Origin of the sequence: Arthrobacter crystallopoietes BAB-32 (assembly GCF_000328305.2) — a bacterium.
Taxonomy (GTDB): Bacteria; Actinomycetota; Actinomycetes; order Actinomycetales; family Micrococcaceae; genus Crystallibacter; species Crystallibacter crystallopoietes_A.
In genome coordinates this window covers 1-13,173 of sequence record NZ_ANPE02000034.1, presented here as the reverse complement: position 1 = coordinate 13,173, position 13,173 = coordinate 1, and the positions used below count along the sequence as shown (strand labels likewise).

Sequence of the window (13,173 nt, the reverse complement as noted above, 5' to 3'; positions counted from 1 at the left end):
CCTGTCCGGACCCATCGCCCGGCGGCTGCTGCGCGGCGCCGGTTCGCTGGCCGTGGCCGCGCTGGTGGGCGCCGTGATTGTGCTGGCGGCGGATTTCGCCGGCGCCAACCTGTTCCCGATGTACCTGACCAACGGCACGTCGCTGCCGGTCGGCGTGGTGACCGGTGCCCTCGGCGCGCCGTTCCTGCTCTGGCTGCTGGTCACCACCAACCGTGTCGGCCGAGGAGGCTAAATGCGCACCCTGCAAGCCCGCGACCTCACCCTCGCCTACGACCGGCGGACGGTGGTGCAGGACCTGACCGTGGAACTGCCGGCCGGCAAGGTCACGATCATCGTCGGCGCCAACGCCTGCGGCAAGTCCACGCTGCTGCGCGGCCTGGCCCGGCTGCTCAAGCCCGCCGGCGGCGGCGTGCTGCTGGACGGCAAGGACATCCACGCCCAGTCCACCAAGGATGTCGCCAAGGTGCTGGGGCTGCTGCCGCAGACGCCGGTCGCGCCGGATGGCATCAGCGTGGCGGAGCTGGTGGGCCGCGGCCGTTATCCGCACCAGGGCTGGTTCCGGCAGTGGACGGACGCGGACGAGGACGCCGTCAACACCGCGATGGCCGCTACCGACACGCTGGAACTGGCCGCCCGCGACGTGGACGAGCTCTCCGGCGGGCAGCGCCAGCGGGTCTGGATTGCGATGGCGCTGGCGCAGGAGACGGACATCCTGCTGCTGGACGAACCGACCACCTTCCTCGACGTGACGCACCAGGTGGAGGTGCTGGACCTGGTCACCGACCTGAACCGGCGCCGCGGCACCACGGTGGCGATCGTGCTGCATGACCTGAACCTGGCCGCCCGCTACGCGGACCACCTGATCGCGATGAAGGCCGGGGCCGTGGTGGCCGAGGGCGCGCCCGCCGAGGTGGTGACTGAGCAGCTGGTCACCGACGTCTTCGGCCTGGACTCGCACGTGATCCCGGACCCGGTGTCCGGCACGCCGATGGTGATTCCGGTCGGCCGCCACCACAGCAAAACCGCCCGCCGCGGGCCCCGGCGCCTGGACCATCCCACCGCCGTCTGACCAACGCACCACCTGCCGAACGCACTACCTGCCGATCCACGAACGGAGTACGACATGACTGCAGTTGCCACCGAAACCGCCGCCGTCACCCCGGTGCTGGCCTTCGACGTCGAAGTGGCCGCGGTCCGCGCGCTGTCGCCGAGCTTCCGCCGCGTCACCTTCACGGGGGAGGGGCTGCGCCAATTCGGCGTGGGCGGACCCCCCCTGGACCTGCGGATCAAGGTGGTCATCCCGGCCACGGACGACGGCGGTGCGCAGCTTCCGCTGCCGGCTTTCGGTGCGCCCGGTGCAGTCAGCGGTGCGAATGAGCTCACCGGTGGCTGGTACCAGCACTGGCTGTCGCTGGACGAGAGCAGCCGCGGCGCCATGCGCACCTACACCGTCCGCGAACTGCGTGGCGGCGCGCGGCCCGAGCTGGACGTGGACTTCGTGATGCACTTCGACGCGGAGGGCAAGGGCGGCCCCGCGTCCGTGTGGGCCAACCGCGCGGTGGCCGGCGACCGGGTGACCATCATCGGCCCGAACCTGGAGGCCGCCACCTGCCCCACGGCCAAGGCGTACGGCGGGATCGAGTGGCGGCCTGGCCTGGCCTCGCACGTGCTCCTGGCCGGGGACGAAACCGCCGTCCCGGCCATCGCCGCGATCCTGGAAAGCATGCCGGCAGACATGACCGGCCATGCCATCCTCGAGGTGCCGGACAGCACCGACTTCCAGCCGCTCATCCACCCCGCCGATGTCCAGGTCAGCTGGCTGGCCCGCGGCAGCCGCCCGCACGGCGAACTGCTGGACGCCGCCGTGCGCCAAGCTGTCGCGGTACCGGGCGCCGGCTTCACCCCCGAACCGGGAGCGGAGCCGGAGGACGTCGACATCGACCAGGTCATCCTGTGGGAGACCACCACCGGCTCCACCCGCCCGTTCTACGCCTGGATCGCCGGCGAGGCGGCGGTGATCCGCGAGCTGCGCCGCTACCTGGTCCGCGACGTCGGGATCGACCGCAAGCAGGTGGCGTTCATGGGCTACTGGCGCCGCGGCAAGGCCGAGCTCTAAAGCCGCCGAGCCGCCGCCGGGCCCGGACCTCGCGCGCCGCGGGCGAGAATGGAGCCATGACCCTCGCGAAATCCGCCATCCTGTTTGTCCTTGCCGCGCTGGCCGAGATCGGCGGCGCCTGGCTGATCTGGCAGGCAGTGCGGGAGGACAAGGCCTGGTGGTTCGCAGGTCTGGGCGTGATGGCCCTCGGGGCCTACGGCTTCATCGCCGCGCTGCAGCCGGATGCCAATTTCGGCCGCGTGCTGGCCGCCTACGGCGGGGTCTTCATCGCTGGCTCGTTGGCCTGGGGCATGGTGGTGGACAGCTTCCAACCCGACCGCTGGGACTACCTCGGCGCCGGCATCGCGCTGGCCGGGGTAGCGGTGCTGATGTACGCCCCGCGCAACGGCGGCTGAGGATGGCGCCGGATCGCAGGCCTGACAGCGGATGCTGACTAGTGACAAGCCGCCCTGCCGCCGTTCCCCGGAAGCCGCGCGCACCGCCGTCGTCCATTAGCCTGTGATGGTGACTTTTACGCACCGCTACGTTGCCCTGGGCGATTCCTTCTCCGAAGCGTCGGCGACCAGGACCCGAAACTGCCCAACGGCGTGCGCGGCTGGGCCGACCGCGTCGCCGAACAGCTGATGCTCGCCGAGCCCGGCTGGGGCTACGCCAACCTGGCGATCCGCGGCCGGAAGCTGCGGCAGGTCATCGAGGAGCAGGTCGGGCCGGCCCTGGCCCTCAAGCCCACGCTCGTGACGCTGTACGCCGGCGGCAACGACATCCTGCGGCCCAGCGTGGACATTGACGCGCTGATGGAGATTTACGACGACGGCGTGGCCCGGCTGGTGGACTCCGGCGCTGACGTGGTGCTCTTCACCGGTTTCGACTCGTCCAAATCCGCCGTCTTCGGCAAGACCCGCGGCCGCACCGCCATCTACAACGAGTGGGTGCGCGAAATCGCCGACCGGCGCGGCGCGAAGATCGTGGACTACTGGCGGCTGCGCGAATTCCAGGACTGGCGGTACTGGGACGAGGACCGGCTGCATATGTCCGCCGCCGGCCACACGCTAATGGCCAAGCGCGTGCTCGAGGTGCTGCAGGCGGACGACCTGATCGAGCTGCCCGAACTCCCGGCGCTGGCCACGCTGTCCCGGCGCGAGTCGCTGGCCGCCAACGCCCGCTGGGCCCGCGAACATGTGGGACCGTGGCTGGGCCGCCGGCTCCGCGGCGTTTCCTCCGGCGACAGCCTCCAGCCGAAGTATCCGGAGCTGACCTCGCTCGTGCCCCGGGCCTGAAACTGCACCGCCTCGCTCGTGCCCCGGGCCTGAGGCTTGCCTGTCCTCTCTGGAAGCCGCCCGGCTTTGATGGTTCCCTAGGAGCATGGCAAGCCAACCTGGATTTTCGACGGCGGAAGACGGCCCGCACCCTGACGAGCCGCACGGAACCGGCATCGCCACCCGTCTGAACTGGCTGCGTGCCGGCGTGCTCGGCGCGAACGACGGCATTGTCTCGGTCGCCGCCATTGTGGTCGGCGTGGCCGGTGCCACCACGGACCTCGGCACGTTGCTCACCGCGACCCTCGCCGCGGTCATCGGCGGCGCAATTTCCATGGCGCTGGGGGAGTATGTCTCCGTCTCGAGCTCGAGCGACAGCCAGAAGGCGCTGATTGCCAAGGAGAGCTGGGAACTGCGGACCATGCCGGAGCAGGAACTGGCCGAACTCGCCTCGATCTATGAAGCCAAGGGCGTCAGCGCTGCCACCGCCCGGCAAGTCGCCAAGGAACTGACCGAGCATGATGTGCTTCGCGCGCACCTGGAGGCCGAGCTGGGCATCGACCGGGACGAGGTGGTCAGCCCCTGGCACGCAGCCTTCGCCTCCTTCACGGCATTCATCGCCGGCGCGGCGCTGCCCGCGCTGGCCATCCTGCTGCCGCCCGAGGGGCTGCGCGTGCCCGTCGCCTTCGCCGCGACCCTGCTGGCGCTCGCCGGCACCGGAGGCCTCGGTGCCTACCTCGGCGGCGCCCGCATGCTGCCCGCCATCGGCCGCGTGGTCACCGGCGGCCTGCTGGCGCTGCTCGCGACGTTCCTGATCGGCACGTGGCTGGGCACCACCGGAGTGGTTTAACGACGGCGGTCTTCCGCCTGTTTGGCGCCCCGAAGCGGTGTTCGCCCGGCCGCCTCGAGCGCCGGGATCGGCCGTGAAACAGCCTCCGGAGGCCCGCCTGTGACACAAGCAACAAAAAAAGTTCCGCGCTGCCGTTGACCCGAGTGCTGGTCCGTGCAGGCGGAGTCCGGCTCCTGCCGCGCAGCCGTGCGGATCCCGGCAGGTCCGTGAGCCCCCTCCGGCGGCTCCGGCAGAGCCGGCCCGATTAGGGACTTTCGGCCCTGTTCAAGGGGCTGATTTGGCCCCTCGAACTGTGTGGGAAATGTCAATCCCGGTAAGGTTTTGGGCTTGTCCGGAACCGATAGCGGCTCTGGACAAGGGAAAGTCCCGTGCAAATGACCTCCTGAGAGAAGGCCCAAATGCCGCAAGACGTCCACCCAGCTGCCCCCGCGGCGGAGCCCGGCGCCAGCCGGAAAACCCCGCCAAGATTCCGCAAGCGCAGGCTCCGCGTCGACGATGTCACCGTCGTCGAAAAGCCCATGCTGCGCAAAGCGGTCGGCGGCACCGTCGTCGGAAACGGCATGGAATGGTTCGACTTCGGCATCTACGGCTACCTCGCGGTGACCATGGGCCAGCTGTTCTTCGCCGGTGGCACGGAAGGTGAAGGCCTGCTCGGCAGCCTTGCCGTCTTCGCCGTGAGCTTTCTGGCCCGGCCGCTCGGCGGACTGGTTTTCGGGCGCCTCGGCGACCGCATCGGCCGCCAGCGCACCTTGGCGCTCACCATGATCATGATGGCCGCCTCCACCTTCGCGATCGGCCTGCTGCCGACCTACGCTGCCATCGGCGGATGGGCCACGCTGCTGCTGGTCCTCTGCCGGCTCATCCAGGGCTTCTCCACCGGCGGCGAATACGCGGGCGCCACCACGTTCGTCAGCGAATATGCTCCGGACAAGCGCCGCGGCTTCCTGGCCAGCATCCTCGATACCGGCAGCTACCTCGGCTTCGCCCTCGGCGCCGCGGTGGTTTCGCTGCTGCAGTTCTTCCTGGGCAGCGCCGCCATGCTCGAATGGGGCTGGCGCCTTCCCTTCCTGCTGGCCGGCCCGCTCGGCCTGGTTGGACTCTACTTCCGGATGCGCATCGAGGAATCCCCGGCCTTCCAGGCAGCCCAGGACGCGCAGGAGGACAAGGCGAAGGCGGCCGCGGTCGACGGACCGAAGACCTACCGGGAAATCATCGCCGGCTACTGGCGGCCCATCGCGCTGGCCATGCTGTTGGTTGCTGCGGCCAACACCGTCGGCTATGCGCTGACGTCCTACATGCCCACTTACCTGCAGGAGGCCATGGGCTACGACGCCTTGCAGGGCACCCTGCTGACCATCCCCGTGCTGGTGCTCCTCTCGGCCGCCATCCCGCTGACCGGCCGGCTCTCTGACCGGATCGGCCGGCGGCCGGTACTGACCATCGGCTCGCTGATCACGATCGTGCTGGCCATCCCGGCGTTCCTGCTGATCGGCATGGGCAACACCCTGGCCACCATCGCCGGACTGGCCATCCTCGGTGCCGCCACGTCCTTCTACGTCGGCAACCTGGCCTCGGCCCTGCCGGCGCTGTTCCCGACCTCCAGCCGCTATGCCTCCATGGGCCTTGCCTACAACTTCGCCGTTGCGATCTTCGGCGGCACCACGCCGCTGATCACCCAAGCGCTGATCGAGGCCACCGGGAACGAACTCATGCCGGCGTACTACCTGGTGGCCACGTCCGTGCTGGGGCTGCTGGCCATTCGGCGGATGCCCGAAAGCGCCAAGCGGCCGCTGCCCGGTGCGATGCCTGCCGTCGACACCGCTGCGGAGGCCCGGGACCTTGTGGCCGGACAGGACGACAATCCGCTGCTCAACATCGGCGGGATGCCGCTGGACCTGGTGCCGGCCGGACACGCCACCGCCTCGCCCGCTGCCGATCCGGTGGACCTGCCGGCAGACACGGAAATCCCGGAACTCCGGGACCTTGAGGCGGCAGGAGTCCGCAGCTAGGCATGCACTGACGCCAACGACGGCGGCCGGCCACCTGCCCACGGCAGGTAACCGTCCGCCGTCGTTAGGGAGGGGAACGACGGCGGTTCCAAGCGTGAAACTTGAACCATCAAGTGATGTGGCAAAATAGAAGTATGACTTCCGCCCGTTGGCTCGATCCCGAAGAACGCCAGGCCTGGCTGGCCCTGCTCGCTGTTACGACATTGCTGCCCGGAAAGCTCGACGCCGTGCTGCAGCAGGCGAAGGTGACGCTCTTCGATTACAACGTGCTCGCCATGCTGTCGGAGGCCGAGGACCGCACGTTGCCGATGAGCGAGCTGGCGTCGCGGACCTACTCGTCGCTGTCCCGGCTTTCCCATGTGGTGAAGAAGCTGGAGCAGCGCGGCTGGGTCTCCCGAAGCCAATGCGCGGACGACGCCCGGGTCACCATGGCGACGCTCAGCGACCAGGGGTTCAAGACCATCGACGAGCTCGCTCCGGCGCATGTGGAGTCGGTCCGCCAGGTCATCTTCGACGGCCTTGACCGGCGCGATGTGGCGGATCTGGAGCGGATCGGCAAGAAGGTAGTGGAGCTGCTGGAGCCGACGAGCTGGGTACTGCGGGAGCCGCGGCTGAACAGTTGAGCGGGCCCTGGGCGCCCGGAGCCGGCCAAGTTGCGTGAGTTGCCGTGTTTGCCTAGAATTTAAGGCTGTTGCTGGGGCGGTTCCCTCGGGAATCAGCATCAAGCAGCGCCTGGACTTCACCGTCTTCCCCGCGGCGAGGAACTTCGGCTGGATCTCACCCCGCCTGGTCACCCTCCGGAAAGTCGCAGTAATAACGGTGTCAAAACTGGTGACGGGCGCTCTTACACGCAGGTTCGCAAGGCTAGACCGCTGATCTGCGAGGTCCGTCAAGATTTACTAAAACTGGAGGAGAGATCAATGGCAGCATACTGCCAGGTGACCGGAGCCAAGCCCGGCTTTGGCCACAGCATTTCGCACTCGCACCGCCGCACCAAGCGCCGGTTCGATCCGAATATTCAGAAGAAGCGCTACTGGGTTCCGTCCCTGCGCCGCAATGTCACACTGCAGGTTTCCGCGCGTGGCATCAAGACCATTGACGTACGCGGCATCGACGCTGTTGTTGCCGAACTGCTCGCGAAGGGTGTGAAGCTCTAGTGGCCAAGGACAAGGACGTACGTCCCATCATCAAGCTCAAGTCCACTGCGGGCACCGGCTTCACTTACGTCACCCGTAAGAACCGTCGTAACGATCCGGACCGCCTGGTCCTGAAGAAGTACGACCCGAAGATCCGCAAGCACGTCGAATTCCGAGAGGAGCGCTAAGACATGGCTAAGAAGTCAAAGATTGCTCGCAACGAGCAGCGCAAGGTCATCGTCGAGCGCTACGCCGAAAAGCGCCTCGAGCTGAAGAAGGTCCTGGTTGACGAGAACGCAACCGACGAGGCACGCGAGGAGGCCCGTCTCGGCCTGCAGAAGCTGCCCCGCAACGCTTCTCCGGTCCGCCTGCGCAACCGCGACCAGATCGACGGCCGCCCGCGCGGCACCTTCCAGAAGTTCGGCATCTCCCGCGTGCGCTTCCGCAACATGGCGCACGCCGGCGAACTGCCCGGCATCAAGAAGTCCAGCTGGTAAGGACGCCTCAGCAAGCAGCGTGAAAAGGCGGCAGCCCCCAAGGGGTTGCCGCCTTTTGCGTACCCAGCAGGTCCACAGGAGCCTCCGGGAAGCTGCGAAATGGACGAAAATCGAAGGAAAATCGCCCAGATCACGCGGAATTTGCCGGATCTGCGCGGGCAAGCTGGTAAGTTTTCGCTCAGAAGCTTTTCACGCCCGTGTGAAGCTCGGAGAAACCGAAGTAGTCCAGGAGGACATAAATTGGCTATCAACCGCAGTGAACTGGTCGCAGCCGTCGCCGAGAAGGCCGGCACCAGCCAGACCGCCGTCAACGGCGTGCTCGACGCCGTGTTCGACGTTTTCGCGACTTCCGTTGCCAAGGGCGAGAAGATCACCATCCCGGGCTGGCTCGCCGTCGAGCGCACCGACCGCGCCGCCCGTACCGGCCGCAACCCGCAGACCGGCGAAACCATCCAGATTGCTGCCGGCCACAGCGTGAAGCTGACCGCCGGTTCCAAGCTGAAGGCCGCCGTCGCCAAGAAGTAGTCCCCGCTGACTTCTGCAAAGCCGCCGCCGGGTCATCCGGCGGCGGCTTTGCAGCTTAATCCAAGGCCTGTGTGCGTACGGTGGTGCCTCCTGCGGATTAGCCGAATTTCTACTGGGGGTAGAGAATGGATACCGTGCCAGCACCATCAGTACAGCAGTCTTCACCACGGCCCCAGCCGGGACGCGGGGCCGCTATCTCTGCCGAAGGGATAGGCAAGGCATGGCTCCTGGCCGGGGCTGCCGCCGTCGTTCTTGGCCTGGTGGGCGCGCTCATCTTCTCCGGTGCGGCCGCGACCCGGCAGCTCTCCGATCCGGGCGCGCTGACGCGCTGGGGCCTGCCCGCGGTCAAGGCCATCCACAACCTCTCTATCGCAGCCCTGATCGGCGCGCTGGTGTTCGCCGTGGGCATCCTGCCCAAGCGCCTGCGTCCCTCGCGGAAGGCGGACAGGGACGACGACGGCGCCGAACATCCTGCTTTTACCCGCGCCATGGCGGTGGCTTCCGTCGCGGGAATCGTCTGGACGCTCTCCGCGGTATCGGTGCTGGTCCTCACGTTCTCCGATGTCTCGGGGATGGCGCTGAACGGCAGCGAGTCGTTCACCTCCGCCCTGGTCGGCTTCATGACCGGCATCGGCACCGGGCAGGCCTGGCTGACCATTACTACCGTCGCGGCCATCACGGCCACCCTGACCTTCGGCGTCCGCTCGCTCAGCGCGCTGGGCTTCACGCTGGCGCTGGCCACCGTCGGCGGGCTGCTGCCGATGGCGCTGATCGGCCACTCCGCCGGCGGCGATGACCACTACGGTGCGGTCAACTCCATCGGCCTGCACCTGCTGGGCGTGTGCCTGTGGGTGGGCGGGCTTATCGCCCTGGCCTTCGTGTCCCGGACGCTGGGCAACAAGGAGACCGTGGCCGCGGTGCTGCAGCGCTACTCTGCGCTGGCGCTGGTGAGCTTCTGCCTGGTGTTCTTCTCCGGCCTGATCAACGCCTCCATCCGGATCACCTCGCTGGCCCAGGTCGCTTCCGACTACGGCGCGCTGGTGGTCGTGAAGGCGCTGGCGACGCTACTGCTCGGCGCGATCGGCTTCATGCACCGCCAGTGGGTGATCCCGCAGCTGGCCACCAAATCCGCGGCCCGGGTGCTATGGCAGCTGATCGCGGTGGAGCTGCTCATCATGGGCGCGGTCTCCGGCGTCGCGGTGGCGCTGGCCCGCACGGCACCGCCGACTCCGGAAGAGCTGCCCACCGATGCCTCGCCGGCACGGATCCTCACCGGCTACGAGCTGCCGCCGGAACTGACCGGCTCCGCCTGGGTCACCCAGTGGCGCTTCGACTGGCTCTGGGTCGCGTTCGCGCTGATCGCCGGCATCGCCTACCTCATCGGCATGGCGCGGGTGCGCCGCCGCGGCGACAAGTGGCCGCTGGTGCGCGGCATCAGCTGGATCGTCGGGCTGCTCGCGCTGACCTACGTGACGTCGGGGGCGCCGGCGATCTATGGCATGGTGCTGTTCAGCGCGCACATGCTCGACCACATGGCACTGACGATGATCGTGCCGCTGTTCCTGGTGCTCGGCTCCCCGGTCACCCTGGCGCTGAAGGCCCTGCCGCCGCGCCGGGACGGTAGCCGGGGCCTGCGCGAGTGGATCCTCTGGCTGGTGCATTCGAAGTACTCGGCCGTGATCACGCACCCGCTGTTCGCCGCCGCCAACTTCGCCGGCTCGATCATCATCTTCTACTACACTCCGCTGTTCCGCTTCGCCCTGGACGAGCACATCGGGCACGAGCTGATGAACATCCACTTCCTGCTCACCGGCTACCTGTTCATCCTGACCATGATCGGACAGGACCCGCTGCCGCGGCGGGCGCCGTATCCGATGCGGTTAGTGCTGCTCTTCGCCACCATGGCCTTCCATGCGTTCTTCGGCGTCGCCCTGACCAGCTCCACCTCGCTGATCCAGGCCTCCTGGTTCGGGAGCATGGGCCGGGACTGGGGTGCCTCCGCGATGGAGGACCAGCAATTGGGCGGCGCGATCATGTGGGGCGTCGGCGAAATCCCCACCCTCGCCGTCGCCATCGGGGTCGCCCTGATGTGGTCCCGCTCGGACGCCCGGGAAACAAAGCGTAAAGATCGGGCAGCCGACAGGAATAACGATGCGGACCTTGCGGCTTATAACGATATGTTTGCCAAACTGGCCGAACGCGACGCGCGCCTTGAGCGGTCCATGAGCCAGCAGGCACCGGCCCGGACGCAGGACCGGGCGCCGGCCCGGTCCGTGGACCAGGCCCCAGCAGATTCCAGCCGGAACCAAGGAGATTGACGTATGACCGAGGCAGCCGAGGCCGCCATCCGCAGTAACTACCGGGTGCGGGCTTCCGAACTGGTCGGCCGCAACTGGCTGAACACCGGAGGCAAGCAGCTGGGCCTGGAGGACCTTCGCGGCAAAATCGTGCTGCTGGATTTCTGGACCTTCTGCTGCATCAACTGCCTCCACGTGCTGGACGAGCTGCGTCCGCTGGAGGAGAAGTACAAGGACGTCCTCGTCACCGTCGGCGTGCATTCGCCCAAGTTCGAGCATGAGGCGGATCCGGTGGCGCTGGCGGCCGCGGTGGAGCGCTACGAGATCCACCACCCGGTGCTGGACGACCCGGAACTCGACACGTGGCAGGCCTACACCGCCCGTGCCTGGCCGACGCTGGTGGTCGTCGACCCCGAGGGCTACATCGTGGCGCACCTCTCCGGCGAGGGCCACGCCGGTGGCATCGAATCGCTGGTCGAGGAACTGATCGCCGAGCACGAGGCCAAGGGCACGCTGCACCGCGGCGACGGGCCGTACGTGCCGGCAGAATCCACCGCAGGCGACCTGCGCTTCCCGGGCAAGGTCCTGCCGCTGCCCGAGGGCCTCGGCAGCGAGGGGGAGACCTTCCTGGTCTCGGACACCGGCCATCACCGCATCGTGGAGCTCGCGGCCGACCTGTCGACCGTCCTGAACACGTACGGCTCCGGCAGCAAGGGTTGGCAGGACGGAGATGCCGAGGCAGCGCAGTTCAACGAGCCCCAAGGCCTGGCCCTGCTCCCGGAAGATGTCCGTGCCAAGGCAGGGTACGACGTCGTTATTGCCGATTCCGTCAACCACCGGTTGCGGGGACTCACCTTGGCCACTGGCGCTGTGGTGACCATCGCCGGGAACGGCGTGCAGCGGCTGCTGGATGCCGAGAACCAGCGTGCCGCGGCCGCGACTGCCGAAGCCGGCCCGGGTTCCGTGGCGGATGAAGCAGGCTCCGGCGAGGACCTGGGCGAGGAGCTCGCCGAGGCGCTGGCCACCGCGTCCAACCATCTGGGCAACGAGCCGCTGAACGTCTCGCTCAGCTCGCCGTGGGACGTGCTGTGGTCCTCGGCCCTGGGCAAGGTCGTCGTGGCGATGGCCGGCGTGCACCAGATCTTCTCCTTCGACCCGCTGACCGGCGAATTGGCGGTGCTGGCCGGAACCGGCCTGGAAGGGCTGCAGGACGGCGAAGCGAACGCTGCCTGGTTTGCCCAGTCCTCCGGCCTGGCCCAGGACGCGAACGGCAGCATCTGGATCGCTGACTCGGAGACCTCGGCGCTGCGAGTGCTGACATTCTCCGACGTGAACGGCAGCGAGCGGGTCCAGGTCCAGACCGCCATCGGCACCGGCCTGTTCGACTTCGGTTTCCGTGACGGCGGCGCCGCGGAGGCACGCCTGCAGCACCCGCTGGGCGTCACGGTACTTCCGGACGGCTCCGTCGCAGTCGCCGACACCTACAACGGCGCCGTCCGCCGCTACGACCCCGCGACCAAGACCGTCTCGACCCTGGCCCGCGGCTTCGCCGAGCCCTCCGATGTCCTGGTCGATACGACCGCGGTCGCCGGGGGAGGCGAGCCGCTGCTCATCGTCGTCGAAGCGAACAAGCACCAGCTGGTCCGGATTCCGATCCCCAAGGAAGCCCTGACCGTCGACGAAGGCGCCTCGCAGACCCAGCGGCCGAAGACCGAGGTGTCCGCCGGCCCGCTGGCGCTGACCGTCCGCTTCGCTGCGCCCAAGGGCCAGAAGCTGGATGACCGCTGGGGCGACCCCACCCAGCTGAAGATCTCCGCCTCGCCGGAAAACCTGCTGGTCTCCGGCGGCGGCACGTCCGTCGGGCTGGTGCGCGAACTCGTGCTCTCCCCGGACGTTCCCGAAGGCGTGCTGCACATTACCGCCCGCGCCGCCGCCTGCGACGGTGAGCCCGGCGGCGAGATCCCGGACCACGCCGCCTGCCACCTGTACCAGCAGGACTGGGGCATCCCCGTGGTCCTCGGAAACGGAAGCGGTGAACTGACCCTGGACCTCCGCGGCCTGGACTGAGCGCAGGTCGCTGCAGCGAGCTTAGGACGCTGCGACTAGCTTGGGTCCCGCCCGGGTTCCAGCCCCGGTGGCCCAACAATCATGAGCTGCCCTCCACCGTCTCTGCCGGTTGGAGGGCAGCTTCATCTCCGGCAACCGCCCCCAAGACAGCGGCCCCAAGATGGCGGCCCTAAGATAGCGGCCCTAAACAGCGGCACCAAGACGCCAACTCGGACGGGTCTCAGTCCTGATCCTGCAACTGAACTCCTACAAAGCGTCGAATTTGCGGGGCCTTCCACATATCGAAGGTCTTTTCGAATAGTGTCGGTGGCGGCTTGTAGCGTGGGGTTATGGAGGATTTCGGGCAGCAGCGGTCGTTGGAGTGGCTGGTCACGGCCGCGTTCCCGGCTGCCGCCAACGCGGGTTCTTCCATTCTGGAAT

Annotated in this window: 13 protein-coding genes and 1 pseudogene; all 14 read left to right on the top strand. The window is 68.0% G+C overall.

Features of this window, described 5'->3' with window-relative positions; all coding sequences use genetic code 11:
- Positions 1-232 (top strand): iron chelate uptake ABC transporter family permease subunit (locus D477_RS00870; RefSeq protein WP_043845089.1); only part of this gene is annotated, 232 nt, incomplete at its 5' end.
- Positions 233-1,069: an ABC transporter ATP-binding protein gene (locus D477_RS00865; protein WP_005266334.1), complete on the top strand. Its 837-nt coding sequence runs from the start codon at positions 233-235 to the stop codon at positions 1,067-1,069.
- Positions 1,070-1,123: 54 nt separating this feature from the next.
- Complete coding sequence (locus D477_RS00860) at positions 1,124-2,116, top strand: siderophore-interacting protein (RefSeq protein WP_005266325.1); 993 nt, start codon at positions 1,124-1,126, stop codon at positions 2,114-2,116.
- Positions 2,117-2,172: 56 nt separating this feature from the next.
- Positions 2,173-2,511: a YnfA family protein gene (locus D477_RS00855; protein ID WP_005266323.1), complete on the top strand. Its 339-nt coding sequence runs from the start codon at positions 2,173-2,175 to the stop codon at positions 2,509-2,511.
- Between the two features lie 109 nt (positions 2,512-2,620).
- Positions 2,621-3,393 (top strand): annotated as a pseudogene (locus D477_RS00850) (SGNH/GDSL hydrolase family protein).
- A gap of 85 nt (positions 3,394-3,478) precedes the next feature.
- Complete coding sequence (locus D477_RS00845) at positions 3,479-4,222, top strand: VIT1/CCC1 transporter family protein (protein ID WP_005266315.1); 744 nt, start codon at positions 3,479-3,481, stop codon at positions 4,220-4,222.
- Positions 4,223-4,620: 398 nt separating this feature from the next.
- A complete protein-coding gene (locus D477_RS00840) occupies positions 4,621-6,231 on the top strand; it encodes an MFS transporter (RefSeq protein ID WP_005266314.1) in 1,611 nt (536 codons plus the stop codon).
- Between the two features lie 134 nt (positions 6,232-6,365).
- Complete coding sequence (locus D477_RS00835; RefSeq protein ID WP_005266313.1) at positions 6,366-6,854, top strand: MarR family winged helix-turn-helix transcriptional regulator; 489 nt, start codon at positions 6,366-6,368, stop codon at positions 6,852-6,854.
- Positions 6,855-7,151: 297 nt separating this feature from the next.
- A complete protein-coding gene (rpmB, locus tag D477_RS00830; RefSeq protein WP_005266312.1) occupies positions 7,152-7,388 on the top strand; it encodes a 50S ribosomal protein L28 in 237 nt (78 codons plus the stop codon).
- Positions 7,388-7,555: a 50S ribosomal protein L33 gene (gene rpmG / locus D477_RS00825; protein ID WP_005266311.1), complete on the top strand. Its 168-nt coding sequence runs from the start codon at positions 7,388-7,390 to the stop codon at positions 7,553-7,555. The genes rpmB and rpmG overlap by 1 nt, the downstream gene beginning before the upstream one ends.
- A 3-nt stretch (positions 7,556-7,558) precedes the next feature.
- Positions 7,559-7,864, top strand: coding sequence for a 30S ribosomal protein S14 (gene rpsN / locus D477_RS00820; RefSeq protein ID WP_005266309.1), 306 nt, complete (start codon positions 7,559-7,561; stop codon positions 7,862-7,864).
- Positions 7,865-8,104: 240 nt separating this feature from the next.
- Positions 8,105-8,389 carry an HU family DNA-binding protein gene (locus tag D477_RS00815; RefSeq protein WP_005266307.1) on the top strand — a complete coding sequence of 95 codons (285 nt, stop codon included), beginning with the start codon at positions 8,105-8,107 and terminating at the stop codon, positions 8,387-8,389.
- 125 nt (positions 8,390-8,514) lie between these two features.
- The gene (locus tag D477_RS00810) at positions 8,515-10,707 is read left to right on the top strand and encodes a cytochrome c oxidase assembly protein (protein WP_081608415.1); all 2,193 of its coding nucleotides are present in this window, start codon (positions 8,515-8,517) and stop codon (positions 10,705-10,707) included.
- 3 nt (positions 10,708-10,710) lie between these two features.
- Positions 10,711-12,753, top strand: coding sequence for an NHL domain-containing thioredoxin family protein (locus D477_RS00805; protein ID WP_005266305.1), 2,043 nt, complete (start codon positions 10,711-10,713; stop codon positions 12,751-12,753).
- Positions 12,754-13,173: the final 420 nt, after the last annotated feature.

What these genes read in the sequence shown, in the direction of transcription:
- D477_RS00855 (WP_005266323.1), top strand. Translation starts at nt 2,173, where the DNA reads ATGACCCTCGCGAAATCCGCCATCCTGTTTGTCCTTGCCGCGCTGGCC.
- D477_RS00810 (WP_081608415.1), top strand. Translation starts at nt 8,515, where the DNA reads ATGGATACCGTGCCAGCACCATCAGTACAGCAGTCTTCACCACGGCCC.
- D477_RS00840 (WP_005266314.1), top strand. Translation starts at nt 4,621, where the DNA reads ATGCCGCAAGACGTCCACCCAGCTGCCCCCGCGGCGGAGCCCGGCGCC.
- rpsN (WP_005266309.1), top strand. Translation starts at nt 7,559, where the DNA reads ATGGCTAAGAAGTCAAAGATTGCTCGCAACGAGCAGCGCAAGGTCATC.
- D477_RS00845 (WP_005266315.1), top strand. Translation starts at nt 3,479, where the DNA reads ATGGCAAGCCAACCTGGATTTTCGACGGCGGAAGACGGCCCGCACCCT.
- D477_RS00865 (WP_005266334.1), top strand. Translation starts at nt 233, where the DNA reads ATGCGCACCCTGCAAGCCCGCGACCTCACCCTCGCCTACGACCGGCGG.
- rpmB (WP_005266312.1), top strand. Translation starts at nt 7,152, where the DNA reads ATGGCAGCATACTGCCAGGTGACCGGAGCCAAGCCCGGCTTTGGCCAC.
- D477_RS00805 (WP_005266305.1), top strand. Translation starts at nt 10,711, where the DNA reads ATGACCGAGGCAGCCGAGGCCGCCATCCGCAGTAACTACCGGGTGCGG.
- D477_RS00860 (WP_005266325.1), top strand. Translation starts at nt 1,124, where the DNA reads ATGACTGCAGTTGCCACCGAAACCGCCGCCGTCACCCCGGTGCTGGCC.
- D477_RS00835 (WP_005266313.1), top strand. Translation starts at nt 6,366, where the DNA reads ATGACTTCCGCCCGTTGGCTCGATCCCGAAGAACGCCAGGCCTGGCTG.